Origin of the sequence: Psychrobacter sp. (assembly GCF_049295055.1) — a bacterium.
GTDB lineage: Bacteria > Pseudomonadota > Gammaproteobacteria > Pseudomonadales > Moraxellaceae > Psychrobacter.
This window is the reverse complement of sequence record NZ_JBAQQF010000067.1, coordinates 61,211-85,512: the sequence shown is the minus strand read 5'-3', so window position 1 is coordinate 85,512 and position 24,302 is coordinate 61,211. Positions and strand designations below refer to the sequence as shown.

The 24,302-nt window shown below is 42.0% G+C and carries 18 protein-coding genes; 7 read left to right on the top strand and 11 right to left on the bottom strand.

Going from position 1 to position 24,302, the window contains the following annotated elements:
• Positions 1-116 precede the first annotated feature (116 nt).
• From WAZ74_RS09990 to WAZ74_RS09970, 5 genes are all read right to left on the bottom strand, one after another.
• Positions 117-566, bottom strand: a complete 450-nt coding sequence (locus tag WAZ74_RS09990) for a YaiI/YqxD family protein (RefSeq protein ID WP_422308152.1) — start codon at positions 564-566, stop codon at positions 117-119.
• Positions 566-1,936, bottom strand: a complete 1,371-nt coding sequence (locus WAZ74_RS09985) for a 5-(carboxyamino)imidazole ribonucleotide synthase (protein WP_422308151.1) — start codon at positions 1,934-1,936, stop codon at positions 566-568. Before WAZ74_RS09985 ends, WAZ74_RS09990 begins: the two co-directional genes overlap by 1 nt.
• Before the next feature lie 246 nt (positions 1,937-2,182).
• Positions 2,183-2,743 carry a 5-(carboxyamino)imidazole ribonucleotide mutase gene (gene purE / locus WAZ74_RS09980; protein WP_422308150.1) on the bottom strand — a complete coding sequence of 187 codons (561 nt, stop codon included), beginning with the start codon at positions 2,741-2,743 and terminating at the stop codon, positions 2,183-2,185.
• Positions 2,744-2,863: 120 nt separating this feature from the next.
• Complete coding sequence (locus tag WAZ74_RS09975; RefSeq protein WP_422308149.1) at positions 2,864-3,859, bottom strand: metallophosphoesterase; 996 nt, start codon at positions 3,857-3,859, stop codon at positions 2,864-2,866.
• A 131-nt stretch (positions 3,860-3,990) separates the two neighbouring features.
• On the bottom strand, positions 3,991-4,599 hold the full coding sequence (locus tag WAZ74_RS09970) for a rhomboid family intramembrane serine protease (protein WP_422308148.1): 609 nt from the start codon (positions 4,597-4,599) through the stop codon (positions 3,991-3,993).
• Between the two features lie 612 nt (positions 4,600-5,211).
• Here WAZ74_RS09970 and WAZ74_RS09965 point away from each other — a divergent pair.
• Together WAZ74_RS09965 and WAZ74_RS09960 are read left to right on the top strand one after the other, a co-directional pair.
• Positions 5,212-6,738, top strand: a complete 1,527-nt coding sequence (locus tag WAZ74_RS09965) for a hypothetical protein (protein WP_422308147.1) — start codon at positions 5,212-5,214, stop codon at positions 6,736-6,738.
• Between the two features lie 495 nt (positions 6,739-7,233).
• Positions 7,234-8,913, top strand: coding sequence for an OmpA family protein (locus WAZ74_RS09960; RefSeq protein WP_422308146.1), 1,680 nt, complete (start codon positions 7,234-7,236; stop codon positions 8,911-8,913).
• 108 nt (positions 8,914-9,021) lie between these two features.
• Here the strand turns inward: WAZ74_RS09960 and nagZ are convergent, their stop codons facing one another.
• Positions 9,022-10,116, bottom strand: a complete 1,095-nt coding sequence (gene nagZ, locus WAZ74_RS09955) for a beta-N-acetylhexosaminidase (protein ID WP_422308145.1) — start codon at positions 10,114-10,116, stop codon at positions 9,022-9,024.
• 504 nt (positions 10,117-10,620) lie between these two features.
• On the opposite strand from nagZ, the gene WAZ74_RS09950 reads away from it, so the two are divergent.
• Positions 10,621-12,831: a carboxy terminal-processing peptidase gene (locus tag WAZ74_RS09950; RefSeq protein WP_422308144.1), complete on the top strand. Its 2,211-nt coding sequence runs from the start codon at positions 10,621-10,623 to the stop codon at positions 12,829-12,831.
• A 522-nt stretch (positions 12,832-13,353) separates the two neighbouring features.
• Here WAZ74_RS09950 and WAZ74_RS09945 read toward each other — a convergent pair.
• Positions 13,354-13,839 (bottom strand): FKBP-type peptidyl-prolyl cis-trans isomerase, encoded by a 486-nt coding sequence (locus tag WAZ74_RS09945; RefSeq protein WP_422308143.1) that lies wholly within the window; start codon positions 13,837-13,839, stop codon positions 13,354-13,356.
• Between the two features lie 320 nt (positions 13,840-14,159).
• On the opposite strand from WAZ74_RS09945, the gene WAZ74_RS09940 reads away from it, so the two are divergent.
• Positions 14,160-16,055 (top strand): M61 family metallopeptidase, encoded by a 1,896-nt coding sequence (locus WAZ74_RS09940; protein WP_422308142.1) that lies wholly within the window; start codon positions 14,160-14,162, stop codon positions 16,053-16,055.
• Positions 16,056-16,221: 166 nt separating this feature from the next.
• Here WAZ74_RS09940 and WAZ74_RS09935 read toward each other — a convergent pair whose 3' ends face one another.
• The 4 genes from WAZ74_RS09935 to WAZ74_RS09920 form a co-directional block, all read right to left on the bottom strand.
• Positions 16,222-16,587: a glutathione S-transferase N-terminal domain-containing protein gene (locus WAZ74_RS09935; protein ID WP_422308141.1), complete on the bottom strand. Its 366-nt coding sequence runs from the start codon at positions 16,585-16,587 to the stop codon at positions 16,222-16,224.
• A 148-nt stretch (positions 16,588-16,735) separates the two neighbouring features.
• Entirely contained in the window at positions 16,736-17,521 is a 786-nt protein-coding gene (gene copM, locus WAZ74_RS09930) for a CopM family metallochaperone (RefSeq protein WP_422308140.1), read from the bottom strand.
• Between the two features lie 223 nt (positions 17,522-17,744).
• Positions 17,745-18,371: an rRNA large subunit pseudouridine synthase E gene (locus tag WAZ74_RS09925; RefSeq protein ID WP_422308139.1), complete on the bottom strand. Its 627-nt coding sequence runs from the start codon at positions 18,369-18,371 to the stop codon at positions 17,745-17,747.
• A gap of 355 nt (positions 18,372-18,726) precedes the next feature.
• Positions 18,727-20,946, bottom strand: a complete 2,220-nt coding sequence (locus WAZ74_RS09920) for an NADP-dependent isocitrate dehydrogenase (protein ID WP_422308138.1) — start codon at positions 20,944-20,946, stop codon at positions 18,727-18,729.
• Between the two features lie 637 nt (positions 20,947-21,583).
• On the opposite strand from WAZ74_RS09920, the gene WAZ74_RS09915 reads away from it, so the two are divergent.
• From WAZ74_RS09915 to WAZ74_RS09905, 3 genes are all read left to right on the top strand, one after another.
• Complete coding sequence (locus tag WAZ74_RS09915; protein ID WP_422308137.1) at positions 21,584-22,948, top strand: GNAT family N-acetyltransferase; 1,365 nt, start codon at positions 21,584-21,586, stop codon at positions 22,946-22,948.
• 82 nt (positions 22,949-23,030) lie between these two features.
• Positions 23,031-23,531, top strand: coding sequence for a chorismate--pyruvate lyase family protein (locus WAZ74_RS09910; RefSeq protein WP_422308136.1), 501 nt, complete (start codon positions 23,031-23,033; stop codon positions 23,529-23,531).
• A gap of 145 nt (positions 23,532-23,676) precedes the next feature.
• On the top strand, positions 23,677-24,120 hold the full coding sequence (locus WAZ74_RS09905; RefSeq protein WP_422308135.1) for a hypothetical protein: 444 nt from the start codon (positions 23,677-23,679) through the stop codon (positions 24,118-24,120).
• Positions 24,121-24,302 lie beyond the last annotated feature (182 nt).

The following is a 24,302-nucleotide window of genomic DNA, read 5'->3' as shown; positions in this document are numbered from 1 at the left end:
TCGTTATGATGCGTGCCGATTGCATAGTGTTTGGTTATAGAGTGTATAGCGTTTGCAAGGAAGCATAGAGGGTATAGTCAATTTACAATAACAAAAGAGACCGTTATTTATAAAAATTAACGGACCAAGCGATTAAGACCATCGGCAAAGGCTTTTTTGTCACGGTCGCCATAAGGTTTTTGTCCGCTCATTTCTTGTAGCTCTAGTACGCCGGTGCCGCGCATGGTATCCATAAAATCACGCATGTTAAGCTTTTGCTTAATATTATTTTTATCGTAAACCATACCACGTGCCGTCAAGACCATACCGCCTTTGTCTAAAATATCATTGGCTAATGGAATATCACTAGTAATGGCTAAATCGCCTGGTTGTATTTGCTCGACGATATAATCATCCGCTTTATCAAAGCCAGACGGCACCACTGTCATCACGAGCAGCGGTGACTTACGCAGCTTAATAGGCTGGTTGGCGACGAATATTGCCATGGTTTGCGTGCGCTCAGCGGTTTTGATAATCAAATCTTTGGCAATTAATGGCACCGAATCCGCATCCACCCAAATCTGCATTATTTCTTAACCTTATCTGCTTTTAATTTAGTATCTACTGCATTATCTGTTTTGCTATCTTCAATACTGACACTGATATTATCTGAGGTTTTGCCAGTATTGGTGTCATTTTCAGTGTTAATAGTCGTTAAGTCATCCGCCATCTTTAACTCGCTATCAACAGCAGCCAATTTTTTATCAAGACCTACTTTATTAGGTAGCACGGCGACAAGTTTGGCTAAAGCAGGTTCTAAATCGGCAACATCATTTGGCATCAAAGTAATATGCGCAATTTTACGATCATCGCGTTCAGCCTTATGGTAGCTATGATAATGTGCGCCATCGATACTTAGCACGGCACTGATATCAGGATATTGTCCTAAGATATTGAGCATAATCGCTGGATGGACATTATCAGTATCACCCAATGGTAAATTGACCACGGCACGAATATGGTTCTCAAATTGGCTGGTGACCGCGCCTTCAATACTCCAATGTCCAGAGTTGTGTACGCGTGGGGCAATCTCATTGGCAAGTAAAGCGTCGTTACCACGTGCATCTTTGGTGACGAATAGCTCAAGCGCCATCACGCCGACATAACCTAAATGGTTCATGATGGTGGTAATCGCATCGGTTGCTTGCTTAAATAAGTGACTGGTACCAATGGCAGGGGCTTGAGTCTTAGCCAAAATCCCATGATGGTGATGGTTTTCGACCAAATCATAACAGCGTACCTGACCGTTTTGTGCACGGGCAGCGATAATGGAAACTTCACGGCTAAAATTGATGAAGCCTTCCGCAATCAATGGGGCAGGGGTTGGGGTAAGTGAACCTTTACCAGTGACTGCATCTTTGAGCGCTTGCCAAGCGGATTTAATATCACTATTTTTCTTAATGACAAACTGACCTTTACCATCATAACCGCCACGGCTGGTTTTTAGGACAATAGGCAGTCCTAACTCGCTACAAGCATGCTTTAATTCGGCTTCAGAATTGACCATCATAAAAGGGACGGTTGCGATATTAAGTAAGTTAAACATCTGCTTTTCTTTTAAGCGGTCTTGGGCAATATCAAGGGCAATCGGTGGCGGAAACATCCCTTGTTTGCTACCCGATTTCGATAAGCTTGCCAACTGTTCGACCGTGGCGGTCGGTGTGTTTTCAAATTCCAAAGTAAACACATCGGCGGCGGCAATAAAGGCGTCTAATTGCTTATTGCTAAAGACACGCCCGTATAGGCTAGCAGGGCAGTCGGTACTGTCTTCTAAAAACACACATTGATAACCCAGTGGTATCGCTGCTTCGGCAAGCATCATACCAAGCTGACCACCGCCTAAAATACCGATGGTGCGGATGGTTTGGGTAATAGGATAAGCGTTCGCTGTAGTCATGGCAGGCTCTTTGAATAAAAAATGAAGAATTTTTTTAGGATACTAGAATCTAAAAATGAGTCTATTAAAATAGGAAAAGGTGCACTGCATGCACCTTGTATTTAGTACAACCTAACGAACAATAAAAATACAGTGGAGAACATATATATTCAAGCAACTGTTATTAAAGATAATGCTCATTCATTAAATAAAAAGACAGCTATTATTTCCTTTAGCTGTTATTTCCTTTAATGAAGCAAATGATTATTAGGTATTGATAATACCTGGTGTTGGGCTGGCAAGAATAGTGTCGGTTTGCGTTTCACGAAGATGATCGAGCTTAGTAGCAATCGATTCATCATGCAAGGCTAAGACTTGAATCGCAAGCAAGGCAGCATTATACGCGCCTGCGGCACCAATAGCTAAAGTGCCAACGGCAACGCCTTTAGGCATCTGCACGATAGACAGTAGACTGTCCCAACCACTGAGCATCGACGATTTTACAGGGACACCAAAGACAGGCAGCGGTGTTTGACTGGCGCACATTCCGGGCAGGTGAGCTGCACCGCCAGCACCAGCAATGATAACTTGCAAGCCATTACCTTTAGCGCTCTTGGCATAGTCAAACAATCTGTCAGGCGTACGATGTGCCGAGACCACTTCGCAATCAAAAGCGATATTAAAGTCTGCTAGCAACTGCGCTGCAGCGCTCATGGTCGCCCAATCAGATTGTGAGCCCATGATAATGCCAACTTTTGGTTGACCAGCAGGAGAGGTAATAGGGCCGTTTTGATCAATCGCGTTAACAGTAGCTGATGTGGTGCTCATGCTTTGATATCCTCAAAAAGACCATCATACAAAAGTTTTGCTGTATTCGTAAAGCCAAGTTTGCTGTTTAATATCGAAGCGAGGTTGATAGCGGTAATATTGTTAAGCTGTATTGCCGTCTCAATCGTGCAGGTGTTGTACAAAATTACTGGCTTTTAACGGTAGTGGCTGTTCGGTATCGAGCTGATAACAGGTCATATAACCGCTGTCTACCGCTGCTGAATAGTCGGTACAAGCGACTTGTAGGCTAAGTGGCTCAGGCGTGCCGGTTAGCCAATAATGACCAACAAAGACAGGCTTATGTGTTTTAAGAGCGAAATCAATATTTTCAGCCAGCACGTCAATTGGAATTTGTGCCAATGCAGATGCAGGAGCACGGGCAACCTCATGGATGGTGCGTTTATTCAGCTCATCAAGCCACCAACGTACCCGCACTCGCGTGCGTTTAGTACCTTCTTTATCAATCATCACAATACCATTGGGTAACGGTGTTTCTACGCCTTTTAATACTCGCTCCAGCGCGTCAAATGGCACGCTATCCTCTTTAGATGTTGCTATCAAACCCTGTAGTGTTAGGCAATTATCGTCAGTCAATAATGGCTTGAGTATCGCCATACTATCCACATCCCAGCAGGCATGCACAAAGCAAGCGTATTCCGTTTCAAGCCATAAAGGAAGTTCATATAGCCGCTGTAGCCAATATTGATGACTGTCTGAGCCAAACGGCACTTCTGCCAAAAACGCTTCATGTTGACGTATATGTATTTCGTTGTGTGAACGCAAATATTGCTGAGAGCTATTACTATTAATGTCATTAGCACTATAAGTGTCACTAAGGTCAAGGGTATCACTAGGGTCAAGGGTAGCAAATGCCAACGCATTATACTCATGATTGCCCATCACCGCGTCAGCCACGTCTGCATCAAGCATCGCAAAAACTGTTTCTAACGTCGCTATTTGCTGCGAACCACGATCAATTAAATCACCAATAAATAGCGCTCGATGACCTGATGGCGGCACAAAATACTGACCATTATGAACATAACCTAACTGTTTTAGCAGACCGATCAGCTTATCTGCGTAACCATGTATATCACCGATAACATCTATAATCATAATAAGTCATCAAATTTAAAGATAAAATTGCCCACAAATTGTGCACAACATAAAGCCATATTAATAATGGTTCAATCATTTAAACGGTTAGTAAAAATAAGAAGCTCGTACAAAGTAAAATGTAGCAGTGCTTAAAAACCAGGCGACAACAGCGCATTTAGGAAATGCGGCAATACTTGTGGTTGTAGAGCGATTGTCGCTATGACACCAAACGCACCGCCCCACAAGTGTGCCAAGTGATTGATATTTGAGCCGCCGCGTCTATCTGAATAGATGCTATAAGCGACATAAGCGACCGCGAATAATATCGCTGGGATAGGGATAATCGCAAACAGATAAATCTTTTCCCAAGGCGCGAGCAGAATGAAAGCAAAAAGTACGGCTGATACGCCACCAGATGCCCCCAAACTTAAATAACTGGCGCTTTGTTTATGCTTAATATAGCTTGGAATAATCGCGACAATAATGGCAAGAACATAAAAAACCACAAAGCCATAACCGAATAAAAATGGTTGATATAAACCTTCGATAGCACGACCAAAAAAATACAAGGTAAACATATTAAATAATAGGTGCATACTATCAGCATGAATAAATCCATGAGTGACAAAGCGATCCCATTGACCATTGTTTATTGCTGGTGGATAAAAAATAAGTCGATTAAAGAGGGTTTTGTTCTGCCACGCTAATAAACTGATAATAACCGTGATTATAATAATAAGCGTTGTATGGTTAAACAATGGGAAATCCTTAGGCTGGGCCTGATAAACAATAGTGATATATATGACAATGCTTAAAACCTAAGTCTTACGGCTGAATAATACCTAGATCTGACCGATTTAAACAGTTATGTGCTCACATTAAAAATAGCAGCGATAATGCGAAAACTAATATCTGACAAAATTATGCTTTAATAATTGTTTGTATCGAATAATATAACACCGTATTAGCCACAATGAGTAATGCTTCGTATACTGACAGTAACGGTTAGCGCAATGACAAAATAATGCGCTTATATAATTTATTTATGCTTATCAAGTCCAAAATAATTAAAATATCTATACTATATAGTCAGTCCTAAATAAAAAAATACAAATATTATGACGTGCTACTGGTATCAATTTTTCTTGCTTGCTGTGCCTATGCAGACAGAGGCTGCGAATAATTAATCCCAGTAGCACTGTATTCTTTTAAAAGTGGATCCACTATAACTATAGCTACAAAACGCAATTTACATACCATTATTGCCAGCAAACTCACTGGTTTTGTAAGCAATTGATTAAGCGCGATTTGTAAAGATGAATAAACAGTTTTTAACTATTTAATATTAACGCTGACAGAGGCCGTAACTTATGAGCATCATCGACCACCTAGAGCAAACGGTGACCCCAGCTGTGTTAGGTGACCAAAGTAGCGTGTCCCATGTCAGCTTATTAGAGCAATTCTATGCAATGTTGGTAGCACGTTTGGCATTGCCACAAGTTTACTCACAGTTACTGCGTGATGATCAGGTGATTACTACTGACAATGCAGCACAGGCACCTTTGTTTGAGCAGCTATGGCAAGCGCCAAACGCAAGACGAACTATGATTCAAGAGCTTGCAGTAACCCATCATATTGATGAGTTTGCGACCATGCAATTGCTCATGAATGCCGCGCCACTTGTCTATCATGAGCTTAAGGTACTGGCAAATGGGCAGTTTTTACCCGCATTTTTACAAGGCGAGCAATCCTCATTACGCCATTATCTGCCAATATGGTCAGCATCTATCATCACCGCTTCGCAAAGTCCTAATGATGAGTTGTTTGAAAGCCAAGGTGTAATGGCGAGTGCGGCAGCAGCGCCCGTAATACCTGTTTCCCTAAATAAGCACGAGGCAGCGGCTGCTGATATCATCAATCCACCCGCAAACATGACGGTAGAATCTCCCATACCAACTCTGGATGAGCGTCTTAGTGCTGATTCGATTCATGTGATTCCAGCAGAACACCATTTGGCAGAAAACAACGACTTAAGGCGAGAAAAAGTTCGTACCCGTAATCAACGTAATGATCTGTTGCTATGGACATTTGTATTACTAGGAGCAATCACAGCTATTGGGCTTGTTTGGGCATTATTAATCAGACCTAATAATGCGCCACCAGTTGAAGCCGTGGTGACAGCGCCTGTCGTCGTACCTGCGCCTGCGCCACCAACGCAAGTATTAACGCCGATTGAGCTCATCGTTGGAGTAGACAATAACGGTAGTTTATACACTTGTAGTGGCTTAGTCGGCGATGCTGCACTGCAAACTACGCTGCAACAGGCACTTAATACCAGCTTCGGTGAGCAGGCAAGTATGTGCCAGCTGACCGTGCAGACGGGCGTTGCCAACAGCGTTGCTAATATGCCTGTAGAAGCGTTACCTAACGTGCTGACACTGCTAAGATCGACTCCATTTGCTCGTCTGCACTTGCAAAATGACCGTATTACCTTAGAGGCGCCAGACAGCATGCAACTCCAGCGTTTGGTTACTGATATACGCACTTTGATACCAGCGATGATGATTGATAGTACTGCGCCGATACCATTACCTGGCAATGTGAATGGCGATAATAACGGTATAGGAGATGAGGCGGCCATGAACAATGCAAATAGTATGAATAATCAATTTCAAAATGATGGCATTCCCACCAATAATTCTTATGAAAATAATAATAACGTGGAATATCAGGCGTCAGATGATGATACCAATGATAATGTGCTGCCTGCTCCTGCAAGAAATAATAATGATTTCAATAATGCACCTGCGAGATCAAATGGTCCTATTTCTTTATCCGAAGCAGATGATATGGCAAACAATGTCATCGTAGTTGAGCCTGCGCAAGTTAGAAGATAAATAGACTTGTCTTAATACGCAGTCTTAATCAATAAATAGAAAGCTAAAAAAAGTGCCTTATAATTTTTCTTATACGGCACTTTTTGTGTTTTTAGAATAAAATGTAAATTTTAAATAAGCGAGTTTCTGTACTCGAAAATCATCAAATGGATGCTATTTAGGATTATGCTATATGTAACTGTGCTGCTCGCCACTACTATGTGAGTAGTTTGTATGATACAGACGTGAGAGTTACGAGTAACAACTGAAACATTACCTAATGTAGCATTTTCACAACAGGGCATTGATTGTGAATGCGTGCTTAATACTTTTATAATACAAAAAGTTGAATGTAGTCATCGCTGGTTTTTAGTAGCGTGGCTCTTTATTACTTTCAGATTATTACCTACTATTGTTTATTACGTAATATCGTTTATTACCTAAGTTCTATTTTTTAAAAATTCAAATTATATAAGACAAGCTACTTAAAATAATTATTAATTGAGGAAGGATGTTATGGATATTATCAGTCATTTAACACGGACGGTGAGCCCAGCAGTACTAGGCGATGACCACAATCCTGCTAAGAAAAATCTGCTTGAACAGTTTTATGCTATTTTTGCTGTCCGTCTAGCAGATAATGATATTTATAATCGTTTTGCCAATGACAATATTGCACGTGATGATCAGAGTTTCTACGATCGTGTATGGACAGAAGACACGCATCGTGACCAAATCGCTCGTGAGCTTGCCAGTCACCACAATGTCGATGTTACGGCTGTTCGTGGGCTGCTTGCTATGGCAGCGCCGCTCGCCTATCACGAAATCAAAAGCTTAGCTGGCACAACGCCAGTACCACAATTTTTAAATGACAACCTTGCCGGTTATCAGCATCATATTCCTGTATGGGCAAGTGCTGTCTTGCCTGTTGGTCTGGCTGCCGCTGCGCCCGCTGGTGAACGAATTTCTACTACCACAACTACGGCACCACTGCGACGTCAAGAAGAAAAAGATGGCAGCTTTATGAAAGCGCTGCTACCTATTATTGGACTGATTATTTTAGGGGCATTGGCTTGGGCTCTATTAAGAGGTTGCCAAGACAATCCTGAGCCGGTCGGTAAACCGGTTATCACAGAACAGCAAGGAGCCAATGGAGATGGTCAAGCGGTCGCTGCTGGTATTGAACCTGCATCCTTGCGTATCGCTACGGGCGAAAATAGTGAGCTATATGCTTGCCGTATGAATGTTGGTAATGACACCCTACAAAGCAACGTGATGACTGCCCTTAATGGCGTCTTCGGTGATGATGCTAATAATTGTCGCGCGGATGTCGATGATGGTTTCTCAATAGATATGCCAGCGGCTACTCAGCTTGCTACTATATTGCCTATCTTCAAAAATGTACCAAATGCCAGTATGCTGATTAAAGGCGATACTATTACGGTCAATGCCCCTGACGCTGCCGCTCTAAGCAAGCTAGTATCTGATCTGCAAGCTGCTGCGCCAGCGATGACGGTGATGGCTGAAGGTCCATTGAATGAGCAAAGTGAGATTGATAATAGCTTAACAGCGTCTCAAGCGGCGATGGATAATCTTGGTCAGAACCCAGATCCTCGTGATGTCGCTCGTGCTCTAAGTCTACAAGTGGTTAACTTTGAAGTGGACAAGGCGGTTATTCCTGATGCCAATAAAGTGCTGTTAGACCGCGCTGTGAAGTTGATGGAACAAGTGCCAAATATGAAGCTGATGATTATTGGTCATACCGACAAAACAGCGGATGCTGCTTATAATATGAAGCTGTCACAAGAGCGTGCCCAGTCGATGAAAGATTATTTGGTAGCACAAGGTGCTGATCCAAGTAAGCTTATGACCAAAGGGATGGGTGAAACAGATCCTGTTGCCGACAACTCAACGGATCAGGGTCGTTTCCGTAACCGCCGCATTGAGTTTGTGGTATATGACGAGACTGCGACTGCAAATGATGGTATGGCGATTAATAACAGTGCGCTTGATCCAGATCTGAATCCACTGGACAGCGATAACGATGATTTGACGCCAGATGCTGATGATCGCGGTGTAAACGTAAATATGCCAGATCCAGATTTGAATCCATTAGACCCTGATAATGATGATATTTTGCCAGATAGTGATGATGCCAGCCGTGGTAGTGCATTAGACCCGAAAGCAAAGAATTAATCATTGCTCAGTAATCACTGATACGTCTTAAATTAAGCTCTAAAATAGAAAAACCGCATCTTCATTAAGGTGCGGTTTTTATTTTGCTAAAAATATTTCTAATAAAGATTACTTATAATCCGTTGGGTCTTTTAACTCAGCGTTAGCCGATATTTGAGATTCCTCTTGATGTTCTGCTTGAATAGGAAAGAACGTCTGTGAGATATTCTCTTTTGCCTGTTGCCAATACTCAAACTGCTGACAAGTAGATTCGAGGTCACCTTGCCAAGCTGGTATTTGTCCGCACATGGTTTTAATACGACTTTGATTGGGATAAGGCAGCTCTTGGGCCGCTTTGGCCGCTTCGTGAGCAGCGACACGATCGTTGCAGACTAAGGCAATGTCGCAACCTGCTTCAATCGCTGCCGTGACACGCGCGCTGACATCGCCTGCTGCTTGCGCCCCAGCCATAGATAAATCATCAGAAAATAAGACGCCATCAAAATTTAGCTGGTCTCGGATAATGTCTTTGAGCCAAATTTTTGAGAATCCCGCTGGTTTATTATCTACTTGCGAAAAAATCACATGTGCTGGCATTAGAGCATCCAGCCATGGCAGCGTTTGCGCAAAGGGCTGCATATCGCTATTCATGATGTCATCTAAGCTACGAGTATCGATGGCTTCCGCCACATGCGAATCTGGAGCGATAGCACCGTGACCAGGGAAGTGTTTACCCGTAGTTGCCATGCCAGCCGCTTTCATACCGCGCATAAACTGGGTAGCCAAAGCAATAATAGCTTGAGGTTCATGGTGAAAGCTACGATCGCCGATGACTTGGCTAATACCGTCTCTATCGAGCACCGGTGCAAAACTCAAATCAATCCCGACCGCCAATACTTCTGCTGCCATTAGATAGCCACAATCGTAAGCGCAGCTAAGCGCGCGGTTAGGATCTTGATTAAATAACTCACCGAGTCTACCCATCGCTGGTAATGGCGTAAAACCGTTACGTAGTCTGGCAACGCGGCCACCTTCTTGATCGACCCCGATGAGTATGTCAGCATTATGATAGCGTATGTCGTCACATAACCTTCGCACTTGCGCGGCATCTGCTACGTTGCGGACAAATAATATCACCCCGCCAACTTGGGCTTGTTTGATTAAGCTGACATCTTCAGCAGTCAGTTCAGTACTATCGATATCAATCATTAAGACGCCATACATTGCGTGATCCTTATTATGCTATATATTTTTTATGATAAGTTAAATTGAGTTATATGATAAGTTAAACGGAAAAACGATGATAAATGACATCTATAATACATCGCTATTATGGTCTTATTATGACAGCTATTACCAGCTGAGCATAATGTAGCAGATTAATTGATTTGAAGGTATTGACTGATATTTATTAACTGATATTGATTGTAGACATGTTTAAGTGATGGCTAGAAAGTTTGGTATGTGACAGCGTAGCGTGTAAGATTGTTTATACAGTTTGAGACAGTGCCGTATTTATGTCCATGCTAGTATTGATTGATTTTTTAATGATAAAACAAAAATAACTCTCCTGTATTTTCGGCTTTTAATGCTAGCGTAATGGATGGTTTAATGGTAAATATAATAGAGTAAAACGCCGCTGAATTTTATGGACAGTCGTTTATAGATAACTTTTGATTTTGATAACCCCCAAGCATACTTTTCACTTAAAATAATTAGGTATATATGATGAAAAAACAACCAGCACAGTGGTTACTCAGTGCAGCGTCAGTGGGTATCGCTGGTCTTATTCTTACCCAAAGCTACGGCACTGCAGTGGCTGATAGTAATACAGCAGGCTTCGTGCAGACACCTGAGCAACAGGTCACTACTCGCCAAGTAGCCGCATTGCTGGATCGCAGTCATTATCTCAATCAGCCACTCGATACGGCAACCGGTAGCGAGATTCTGTCTATGTACATCGACAGCCTAGATCCAAACCATACGTTGTTTTTACAATCTGATGTCGATGAGTTTAAGAAAAAATATGCTGATGAGTTCGGTGCTCGCCTTAAGCGTGGCGATTTGTCTGCGGGAGTAGAAGTCTTTGAGCGCTATCGTAAACGCTCGAATGAATATTTTGCCATGGCAAAAAAGATGCTGAAGACAGATCTTGATTTAACCGGTAAGGATACGATTGTCCTTGATCGTGAAAAGCTCAATCACTTTAAAACTAAGAAAGAGCAGCGTGACTATTGGGCGCGCCAGCTTAAGTTTCAATTGATGAGCATTACTTTAGGTCAAGAAGACGAAAAAGCAAAAGAAAAAGTATTTTTAGACAATCCAGATATCACCCGTGGCCAAGATTTGGTGCGTAATGATGAACGCACGCCGAGTGAGATTTTGCTTAATCGCTTATCGCGTCAGCAAGAGCAGTTTACCCGTCTAACAGATGATGAGATTATGGAAACCGTCTTAAATACGGCGATGCTGACTTATGATCCGCACAGTAATTATTATGCGCCTATTCAAGCCAATGAATTGCAAATTCAATCGAGTCTGCAGTTAGAAGGGATAGGGGTTTCTATTCGCCCTGACCGAAAAAATCCAGATTATACTCGGATTGTGACATTAGTTGATGGAGGTCCGGCGGCCAAATCTGGCCAGATTAAGCCTAATGATTTGATTATTGGTATCGCAAAAGACGGCGAAACCATGACCGATGTAGTTGGCTGGTCAACGCGTGAGATTGTCAGTTTGATTCGTGGCAAGCGCGGTACCTCGGTGACAATCAAAGTACGTCAGCCCAATACTCCTGATGCTAGCGCCCGTAATGTGACTGTGGTTCGAGATATTATTGCGCAAGAAGAATCAGGTGTCACTCAACGCATCGTCGAAGTTCAGCGTCCTAATATTGATAAAACACCAAAACGTATTGGGGTTCTTGAGATACCTAGCTTTTATCTAAACTATCGCGCTCGTCGTAATGGTGAGGAGTACCGTAGTGTCAGTATCGATACCGAAAAGGCACTCAAAGAGCTTAATAAAGAGAATATCGACGGTCTAGTGGTTGATCTACGTAACAATCCCGGTGGCTCGCTAGATGAAGTGGCTAAAATGCTCGGCTTTTTTATGAAGAGCGGACCAATGGTGCAAATTCGTGATAATCGCGGCAATATTCAAGTCTATGATGATATAGATGGTGGCGAACAACTTTATAAGGGCAAGGTGGTCGTCATTACCAACCTAGCATCTGCTTCTGCTAGTGAGATATTTGCCGCAGCGATTCAAGATTATGGTCGTGGATTGGTCGTCGGTAGCACGACCACTGGTAAAGGCTCTGCACAAATCCAATTGGATAGCTTGGCTTTGGGTTCTGCGACTTTAACTCAGCGTAAATTCTACCGTATTACTGGTGGTAGTACGCAGAATAAAGGTGTCGTGCCTGATGTTGAACTGGTTAACATCTACGACGCTGCAACCTTTGGCGAGCGCGCACAGAAAAAAGCGCTGCCTTGGGATACGATTAAAACGACCCCGTACAAACCTGAAGGTAAGTTCACTGCCGATACGCTAGCAACGCTAAACCAACAGTCAAAAATTCGTCAACAGAAAAACCCACAGTTTGTTTATCTATCAACGCTAAATGATATTCGTAATATGGAAGATGAGAAAAAACCTTTCCCTCTCGATATCAATAGCCGCCGTGCCAAAATGCAGCTGATAGAAAAACGCTCATTAGAAGCTGAGAATAAACGTCTTATCGCAACCGGTGAGCGTCCTTATGCCAACTGGAATACTTATCAAGCGGCAATGGATGCTAAGTTCGAAGAACGTAGTCAGATGAAGGCTTTGGAGCGTCCAGAATTACCTGAAGATGAAGCGTTTATCAATGAAGCTGCTTATATCATGCTTAGTGCCAATCCAAAAGTACTGGTTAGCCCTGAAGGAAAGTTATAAATAGTACAATTTTATCAAATGTCAATTATGGCGTTTAAAGGGCCATTAAAAATGCATGTAAGCATATGCTTACATGCATTGACGTTTAGACCTCTTACTAACCTTGGCTAAATCTGCGATTATAACTGTACGGCACGATTGAACGAAAAGGTTCATAGGTATTAGGGATTGGTATCTTAAAGGTCGCATCAGGGATAGGTGATTTGCTAATTAGGGATGATAAGGCTGGATGCCTGAACATTATGAGATACTTCGGGATTAAGTATTGAATAATATTAACATGGATGGTTGGTGATAAAAGCCGCGTAATGCTTGTCGTTATGCGGCTTTGTTACCTCTAGAGTTTGTTACGTCTAAAGAATTTTGTCATCCCTAAAAGACGATAATTTCTATAAAATATTTTTGAAAGCTACCCATAAAAAAAGGTCAGTAGATAGAACGCTCTACTGACCTTTTACTATTAGACGATAAGTTTTATAGCCATTCATCGCCTAATTATTTTTCACTTTTATCTACAAGAGATTAGTGCTCAACGCCACCAGCGCCATGGACATGACCATGGTTTAGTTCATCTTCAGTAGCAGCACGTACTTCTTGGATTTCAACATCAAAAGTCAAACGCTTACCTGCTAATGGATGGTTCGCATCAACGATGACTTCGTCTTCATTGACTTCAGTAACCGTCACCAGCATCACTTGACCGCCAGCTTCTGACTGAAACTGCATACCAGGCTGGATATCATCAACGCCTTGGAAGTTGTCACGTGGTACATGTTGTACCGCTTGTGCTTGGTATTCGCCATAACCATCAGCAGGCTCAACGACAGCATTGACTCTTTCGCCAGCAGATTTGCCTTCTAGTTGTTGCTCAAGACCGGGAATGATATTGCTATGGCCATGCAAATAAGCAAGCGGTTGACCTTCTGGAGACTGGTCAAGGATATTACCTTCGTCGTCTTTTAGGGTGTAGTTAAACTTGACGGCAGTGTCTTTTGCGATAGTAGTCATAAATTATCCTAAATATATTGATATTAAAATTTAAATACGGTTGCAATAAACCTAAAAAAGCCAATCAGCCAGCCAAATAGCCACGTCATTAGTCAATTATCATCAGTTTATTAGGGTAACTTTAGCAGTTAGCCTCTTTAATTGCGATGGCTCGCATCACTTTCAAGGTTAAAATAATAAAAAATGCCAATTAGTTGAATAATTAATGTAAATGAGCATTGTTCTTAAATGTATAACCTATTATTCATTGATAGTTTGAAGGTTGCGTTTTTGGCTAATGACTTCTACCATAGCTATAAACATAAGGATAATAAACGACCATGACTTCATCTTCTCATGCTTCTAATCAACAGATAGGCAATATCCATTACCAATTTAACTTTGAGCGTTTTCATGAGCATTTAGTAGATGTGACATTGAGCTTTACTGCCAATACTGACGTACTTTCACTATGGCTGCCAGCATGGATTCCGGGCAGTTATTTGATACGGGAGTTTGCCCGAAATATAACCGCGGTGCATTATCAAATAGCAAACGAAAGTAATGAATACTTTGAATACTATCGTGCCCAAAAAACAGATAAACATACGTGGCAACTGCCAGACGTTGCAGCAGGGCAAATAGTCAAAGTCCATTATGAAGTTTACTGTTACGACTTATCAGTGCGCACCGCCTATGTCGATCAGCAGCGTCTTTATGGCAACTTCACCTCTTTAGCATTGGCCGTTGATGGACAAGAGCCGTTACCAGTACAAGTTAGTTTAATCGTGCCAGTAACGTTTTTTGTCGATAAAGATAAAGAAAACGTCCTATTGGCATTTGGACTTGACGCCACACATTTACAGAGCGATGCACAGCATGTATATGGTCTGCAAGCTGATAGCTATCATGAATTGATTGATTATCCCTTTGAGATTGCTGTACAAGAGAAGTTCGACTTTATTATTCAAGACAATCAGCACCAAACGCTCAGCCATCGCTTTTTTCTCTCTGGTAAGCATAACGCTAATATGGGACGCCTGCAGCAAGACATCACCCAAATCTGTCAGAGCTATCTTAACTGGCTGGGCGATGCGCCATTCAATCACTATACCTTTATGACTTATGCCAGCGGGCAAGATTATGGTGGTCTAGAGCATATCAATTCTACCAGCTTGATTACCCCGCGCTGCGATTTACCTGCTACCAATGAGCCTGAGTTACCGAGTACGGATTATCAGCGATTTTTAGGCTTATGTAGCCATGAGTATTTCCATGCATGGTGGGTCAAAACCGTCCGTCCCGATGTCATGCTAGAGGTGGATTTACGCCGCGAAGCTTTTACACCTTTGCTGTGGGTATTTGAAGGCTTTACCTCATATATTGATGATTTTATGCTACAAGCGTCAGGAGTCATTGACAAAGCAAGCTATCTGAAATTACTGGCGGAGCAGATGAGTCGCTATTATCAAACGCCGGGTCGAGCGCAGCAAAGTGTGGCAGAGTCGAGTTTTGATGCATGGATAAAGCTGTATCGCAATGATGAGAATACTGGCAATGCGGGGATCAGCTATTATAATAAAGGCGCGTTGGTAGCCTTATGTTTAGATTTAACGCTGCTTGAAAAAAGTAACGGTCGTTATCGTTTGTTTGATGTGGTTAAAGCCTTTTATAATCGAGCCAAGCAAAATGACAACAAGCGCATTGGTATCAATAGTGCTGATATGGGTGCAGTGATAGGGCAGTTTATGCCAGTAGCGGATTGGGAAGAATTTGAACAACGTTATGTCAATGGCGTTGAAGAGTTACCGATGGAAGCGCTGCTTACGGCAAACGGTATCACAGTGCATAGCAACAGCAAAGAAACGGCTGATAAATCTCTACCGTGGGGCATGCGATGTACGGAAACGCCTGCTGGACTCAAGGTAAATCAGGTACGGCGTGGGAGTGCTGCTGCTAAAGCAGGCATATCTGCCCATGATGTCATCATTGCTCTGGATGGTATCAAAGCTGACAGTAAGCAACTGGCTGCTGTATCAATGGCACAATCTGAGATTGACTGTCATCTATTCCGTCGTGATGAGTTGCTGTATGTCATCGTAGCAGCGAATGTGACAAGTGAGATGAACGATAGCAAACAAGATAAAGCAAGCACAGTCAGTCCGCACAAGGTAAGTTTAAAGCTAGAAAAATTAGGATTTGATAAATGGTTAACGCCTGACTTTGTTAAGTCTTAAAGGGATAAAACTTTTTAAATCCATGCATAGAATGCATAGTAGGTAGGGTTAGTAAGCAATGAGCGTGACTCGATCTAATAAATAAATGGTCGGATTAGGCTGTTATTAATAGGCTGTTGCTAACCCGAGCCAATAAGGACTTTTACTTATCCACTTATCAGAGATATTAGCCAAAGCGTTGCTGTAAATAAGCGATAATATCATTTGATTCATACATCCACTGGACATCACCATTTTCTTCAATACGTAAACAAGGTACTTTGACGCGCCCACCATTCTCAGCGAGCTCAGTGCGAAATTCTGGATTGTTTTTTATATCTCGAAATTCGATAGGTAAGTTTAATTGATGCATTTGACGGCGCACTTTTATACAAAAAGGACAGGCATAAAATTGATATAGTGATAAATCTTTACAGGCAGCAGTCACTTCCGCTTGCTCTTCCTGACTGCGTGTCATTGGCTTACCTTGAGTCAATACACTCATAGCAGCAATGATCCGTCCTAAACCTTCTCGTATCAAATTAACTAACATATAGACCTCTATGGATTATATTGTGTAGGGGATAATACCACTTCCTTATTTAAATATTCAGTTAAGCGCTAATATTTGTAAATTAAAAATCTATAATGAGTTAGATTATTTTTGAGCGTTATCTTTCTAACATCACAGCATCTTGCGTTTACTGCGCACTATCAGTTAGATTGTTAGTCTCTTTGGCATCAAATGACGTTTTGCCAATCCACTCTTGCATTACTTCGATTTCAGGCTGCTGAGCATCGATGATATCTTGTGCCAACTGACGCATTTCTTCATCAGTACCGTATTTGAGCTGTACTTTTGCCATATCCACTGCGCCAATGTGATGTGCAAGCATACCACGCGCAAACGCCATATCGGGGTCAGGATCAGCGATACCCAACACCATATCACCACTTAAGACATCCATGCTTCTCACATATGCTTGTTGCATCGCCTCAGTATTGGGTTTAGGTTTGGGCGCATCAGGGTGGCTAGCAAGCCATTTGTTCATGATATCAATCTCAACTTGCTGTGAGTCAATAATGTCTTCTGCAAGCTGAAGCATTTCCTCATCTGCCCCGTATTTGAGCTCAATCTTTGCCATGTCTATTGCGCCGCGATGATGACCCAGCATACTTTTTGCAAACGCGGTATCAGGATCGTTATAAGCCATACCAACCATCATCTCATTATGCATACTGGTCATCGACTTCGTATAATCTTTGAGTATGTCCGTCATTTGCGTATCGTCTGCTATAGCGTTGCCTTCAGTCATATCAAGACCAGCATGAGCGTCCATATCATCAGGAATGTCAGACTGCTCAGCCGGTGTCGCTTCTTGTGCTGGTATCACCTCGTTATTATCTGCTGCTGGCTGGCAGGCACTTAGCAGCAGCGCAGCAGAAATACCAGTAGCGAACAAGGCAAAGCGATGAGAAGCGGTCATGACATATCCTTACTATAAATAAGAGGAACAATAACAAACAAGATAAACAATGAGCAAGCAGCTCATATATAACGTAGGTTTGAATGTTAACAGATAAACCTTACGCGTTCGAGACGCTATGTTTAGAATGGCGTAATATATTTATTCAGTACCACAATTAAGCGCTTTTAAATCAATCAATGAACAAATTATAGATTAATTCCTAATTCCTAATTCCTAATTCCTAATTCCTAATTCCTAATTGCTGACAATGCTCACTATTTAGGTGAATACGTACAAACTCACCAACGCCCAGTTCTCCAAGCTCGAATCCTGCAACCGACCAACGAATCAGGCGCAGACAAGGTAGGCCTACATGCGCCGTCATACGCCTGACTTGACGGTTTTTACCTTCATATATGGTAAGCATCAGCCATGATGTCGGTATATTTTTACGCTCACGAATAGGCGGATCGCGTTGCCATAATGTCATAGGTAATTCTGCTTCATCAACCAGCACAGCGGATGCTGGTAAAGTCTTACCATCTTTTAATATAACCCCAGATGCTAGCTTCTTTAGTTGTGTAGCAGTTGCTACGCCTTCCACTTGCACCAAATAGGTCTTGCCCTGTTTTTGTTTGTTTTGGGCAAAATTCTTCGCAGATGGCGGCTGAGTAATGGCTTTATTAATGCGTCCATCGCTGGTCAAAATCAGCAGCCCTTCTGAGGTAGCATCAAGCCGACCGGCGATTCTAAGAGATTTATCCGTAAAATATTCTGATAGGGTGGTATGGTCATTATTACTGTCATCACGGAATTGGCTTTGTACGCCGTAAGGCTTGTTAAATAAAATGAGGCTAGAGCTAGACATAAAATAGCGTTTCCCAAAAATAAAATGATGAATAGCAGGTTATACAGGTAAAAATTGGTATATAAATAAATTATAATAAACATAGAGTAGGTAGCATAGCAGAATGCCAAAGAAGCTTAAAACATATAATCTATCAAGCTGCCTCACCTTTTGTTGTATCGAAAATTCTGATTTTGGTAAAGCGATTATTAAGTATATGCATGCCTAATCGCATTATACGGTTTTAAAAAATCTAAAAAATAAAATGCAATTTTTGCAATAAAAAATACCCCAACAGTCCTAGACTATTGGGGCGTTTTTTATATAAACTCAGAAAGCTCTAAGAAAAGCTAACTAAGCACAATTATAATTATAACTACAACGAAGCGATAGCGTCATTGAATAATTTGCTTGGACGCATGACTTGCTCAGCCAGTGCTTCATCTGCCAAATAATAACCTTTGATGTCTACGGCTTTACCCTGAACATCATTCAGTTCTTTAACAATAGCGTCTTCATTGCTTGCAAGATTTTGCGCAAGCGGTGCGAATTGCGCTTTAAGATCAGCATCTTGGTCTTGCGTGGCTAACTCTTGCGCCCAGTACATGGCCAAATAGAAATGACTACCACGGTTGTCTATCTCACCCGTTTTACGTGATGGACCTTTGTTATTTAATAATAGTTTTTCGGTCGCCGTATCCAGCGTGTCCGCCAAGATTTGCGCTTTAGCATTGTTATCGTGACTTGCCAAATGCTCCAAAGAGACGGTCAAGGCTAAGAACTCACCTAAGGAATCCCAACGTAAATGGTTTTCCTCTAACAGCTGTTGAACGTGCTTAGGTGCAGAACCACCAGCGCCTGTTTCAAACAAACCGCCGCCTTTCATAAGCGGTACAACTGACAACATTTTCGCACTCGTTCCTAATTCTAAAATTGGGAATAAGTCAGTGAGGTAATCACGTAAAATATTACCAGTTGCAGAGATGGTATCCAAACCACGGGCAACGCGCTCTAGCGTATAACGCATCGCACGAACCTGTGACATGATTTCAATATGCAAGCCTTCGGTGTCGTACTCTTTTAGATAGGTTTCGACCTTTTTGATCAGCTCGTTTTCATGCGGACGGTAAGGGTCTAACCAAAAGATGACCGGCGTATCTGATTCACGGGCACGGCGTACGGCAAGTTTTACCCAATCTTGGATAGGCTCGTCTTTTACCTGACACATGCGCCAAATATCGCCGTTTTCAACCTGCTGCTCAAGCAATACCTCATCGGTTTCTTCATCGACAATACGAGCTAACCCTGAACCACTCGCCTCAAAAGTCTTGTCATGCGAGCCATATTCTTCTGCTTTTTGCGCCATCAAACCAACGTTAGGGACAGTACCCATCGTGGTTGGGTCAAAATTGCCATGCCATTTACAGAAGTTAATCATTTCTTGATAGATACGCGCAAAGGTAGACTCAGGCATGACCGCTTTACAGTCATACATTTTGCCATCAGCGCCCCACATTTTACCGCCTGAGCGGATCATAGCAGGCATCGACGCGTCGACAATCACGTCACTTGGTGAATGGAAGTTGGTGATACCTTTTGAAGAATCAACCATCGCTAGGCGTGGACGATGTACTTGGCAAGCATGTAAATCGCGTTCGATTTCTTCACGCTTACTGGCAGGTAGCTCAGCGATTTTTTCGTATAAACTTGCCATACCGTTATTGACGTTAATACCTAACTCGTCAAAGAAAGCGCCATGTTTGTTGAAGGCATCTTTATAGTATGTTTTAACCGCATGGCCAAACACGATAGGATGCGATACTTTCATCATGGTGGCTTTTACGTGTAATGAAAATAAAATACCGGCTTCACGGCAGTCTTCCATTTCACGCTCATAAAACTCAAGTAGCGCTTTTTTGCTCATGAACATCAGGTCGATGACTTCTTTATCAAGCAAAACGATGCCTGTTTTGAAGACATTAATAGTGCCATCTTCAGCAACGCGCTCCATACGTACAGTACGTGCTTTATCTAGAGTAATAGACTGCTCGCCAGCATAGAAGTCGCCACTGTGCATGTGTGATACGTGCGTCTGTGACCATTGTTTCCACTCGCCCATAGAATGCGGATGTTTGCGGGCAAAATTCTTAACGGCCTTCGGTGCGCGGCGATCTGAGTTACCTTCACGCAGTACAGGGTTCACCGAACTGCCTAGGCTTTTACCATAGCGCTGACGAATTAACTTTTCTTCTTCCGTTTCTGGATCATCTGGAAAATCAGGTATCGCATAGCCTTTGTCCTGAAGCTCTTTAATACACGCTTTCAACTGTGGAATAGAGGCACTGACGTTCGGCAATTTAATAATATTGGTATTGGGATCTTGCGTCAATTTGCCAAGCTCAGCTAGATTGTCAGGAACACGTTGTTCTTCTTTTAGGTATTCAGGGAATTCAGCCAGCACTCGCGCTGCAACAGAAATATCAGTACTTTCAACCTCAATTCCTGCAGTATGGGTAAACGCTTTAATAATAGGCAAGAATGATAGGGTCGCTAGCGCTGGGGCTTCGTCAGTTTTTGTATAAATAATTTTTGACATTAGTAGGGCATTCCTTTTGGTTATAATTAATAATAAGGTTCAAATATAATTTAATACAGCCTTTATGCAGTAATGGACCATGCGGTTAGGCAAAATAGCTTATCGCTAATTTTTTGTAGGCAGCCTCTTGAAGACTTTCGAGTCTACTTAGAGTTTTTCTTTTGTTAAGAAGGCAATTTGACTGTCTTAACTGCCTGAAGGTGAATGGCGAAAGCCACATTATAGTTAACTAATTATAAATCTGCTGCGATGTCAATCTCGCATAATGAACTAAGTATAACGTTTTCGCTTGTTTCTAATATCTCTGAATTACATTAAGCTATTAAGAGCCTTATTCTACCAGTCATCTGATAAAATTTCATCCTTTCTATACAAACACTATTCTTTAATATAAGTAATAAAGCGGATAGTCACATTGTAGATACAAGTAACAAACAAGCGTCCTCTAATGTTATTTTAAAAAATAAATTAATTGTAAAAAAGTCATCTATATTGTTGTAGATGGCTTTTTTTATGATTGATTTACAACCAGTTAAAACGATTTTTATAGGTTTCGCTCATTTAGTATGCAAATTGTGACAGCACGCGAGTAGAATTTTGCTAGGCTAGGGGTATATAAAAATAAATAGTGAGCATTATGAGTTTACAGTACGCACTACTTGGCGATATGAGCTGGCAGAATCGAGCACAGTGGCAAACGCCAGACACCCCTTTTATGTCATTCGCTTTTTGGCAGGCGCTAAGTGACACCGGAGCAATTGGTGAGCAGGCGGGCTGGTTACCCATTTATGTGTTGATATATCATGTAGAGGATTCTGCTAGCGATAGCAGCACAGCGATAACAGATTCTTCAACGGCATCATTGACACCATTATCATCATCGGCATTAGATATATCAGAGCCGATTGCCGTGATGCCGGTATTTGTAAAAGGTCATCATCAAGGTGAGTTCGTATTTGACCATGCGTGGGCGCAGGCATATGCACAGTATGGTCTCGATTATTATCCTCGCCTCGTTACTAGCGCCCCTTATACGCCCGTCACCGGCGAGCGTTTATGGCTGGCAGAGGGCGAGGCGCTAAATGCAGAGATTATAAAAACAGCAATTGCCGGAGTGGATGATATTGCCCAGCAAGTTGGCGCGTCAGGTTGGCATGGATTGTTTGTCACGCCTGAATTGGCTGCAATCGCGACCACATCAATGCCCATTGACACCAATATGAATCTCGATATAGAAGCTCAAAATCCTGCTTCTGAGTCGACATCCGCTTATACACCGATACTTGAACGCCAAGGCTGTCAGTTTTTATGGCAAAATAAAAATCTCAGTCAAAATGATGAGCGGTTTACAGACTTTGAAGGGTTTTTGGCGACGCTGAAAGCTAAAAAACGTAAAACCATTCGTGCTGAGCGTAGAAAAGTCGCCGAGCAAGGAATCACTTGCCAGCGAAAATGCGGTGATGAAATCACCGATGCCGACTGGAAGACATTTTATCATTGTTATGTGATGACCTATGCGATACGAGGACAACAGCCTTATTTGACCATGGGATTTTTCAAAGCATTAGCGCAAGGGATGCCTGAGCACCTAATGTTGGCACAAGCCGTTGATGTAAGTGGTGAAATTATCGCTAGCAGTCTGTTTTTATATGACAAACCAGACAGTGAAAATGCGACTTTGTATGGTCGTTACTGGGGTGCGCTTGGCGAGTATGATAGCTTGCATTTTGAGCTGTGCTATTATCAAGGTATTGAGTTTGCGATTGAGCAAGGTTTGAGCTATTTTGATCCCGGCACCCAAGGCGAGCATAAATTGATTCGCGGCTTTGTTCCTACTAAGACGCACTCTTTGCATCGCATTTATGATTTGCGCTTTATACCAGCGATTGGCGATTTTTGTAAAAAAGATCGACTGCATATGGCGCAGTATCGCCAGCAAGCATTCGAGGCGTTGCCATTTAATATTGATAATATGCCGACGTTTGATAGCACCAATGTTTGATAGCAATAATTAACCTTATTTTTCTTTAACAAGTTTCTATTTAACAATCATCTATCTAATGAGCATCTATTAGCCATAAACTATGACCAGTAATCTTCCTTGCTTGACCAATTCCTTACCGCCGACTGAGCTATTATCTTGGCTAAATACCGAAGGCTCTCTGACTGCTTTGCTAGAAGCAAAAGCAGGGCAGCCATTACGTGTAGAACGTAGCTTTGAGGGTTATCGGCTATTATCTTTAGCACAAAAAAAGCAGTTAGGTCTGCAAGGCGCGGCACTGAGCCGGCCCTTATTAGCGTGGGTACGCGAAGCACAGCTATATGGCAATGATGAGCTGCCATGGGTACATGCACAAAGTATCTTCCCGCTATCGAGTTTGAAGGGCCGCGCGCGTCGTCTTCAGCAACTTAAAAGCACACCGATTGGTTATGTGCTGTTTAAGCGCAGCCGTACCTTGCCTAATCAGCGCTTTATTGAATATACTGCAGATGGCTGGCAACGGCAAACGCTTTATGATTGGTATGGTCGTAAATTACTGATTAGTGAGACGTTTTTACCTGATTTCTTAGGTAGTAATTCTTAATAAATTAAAAATATTATTAAGCTTTTAAGGAAACAATATAATCTATATGCTGAAATTTAAATAAAAGCTATCTGATAATTAATAGATGTGGTATAAATACAATTTAGTAACATACTTATACTTATCTTAACATCAGGAAACCCTTATGACATCATCAGTCAATGTGCTTTTGCCAAAATCTATTACTGCTTTAACAGCAGCCGCACTTATCATGGGCTTATCATTTAATGCCAATGCTGGATTTTTGGACAATATGTATAATGTCCAAAACACGATCAGTTCTATTGGACGTACTGCTGATACTATTCTTGGTAGTAAGCGTGCGGTCACTGATTTAAGTAATGAGGTTGGTTTGACGGAACAATCTTACCAAAACAACCAAGGTAAATTGGTTTCTGGTTCTGTATTGTCTGGTAAATTGCAAAAAACCAAACTGCATTCTCAAGCAAACAAAGACTCAAATGCGGTTGCGACTTTGTCTCAGCAAGATATGATGATATACATGGGCACTGAGCAGAATGGCTTTTATCATGTACAAAGCGATCAAGGTGAAGGTTGGGTATCGAAGCCATTGGTTAGCATACAATAATAAAGCAGATGGTTAGATGGCGTCTTTAAAAGAGAGCTGCTGCTATTTATTAAATAAAACGGTCACCTTAGAGTGGCTGTTTTTTATGTATATGATGAATATTTATTTGTATAGTTAGTCCTAACTAAAATAAGTACACATATTACAACGCTCTACTGGGATAATTTCTTGCTTGCTTGCGC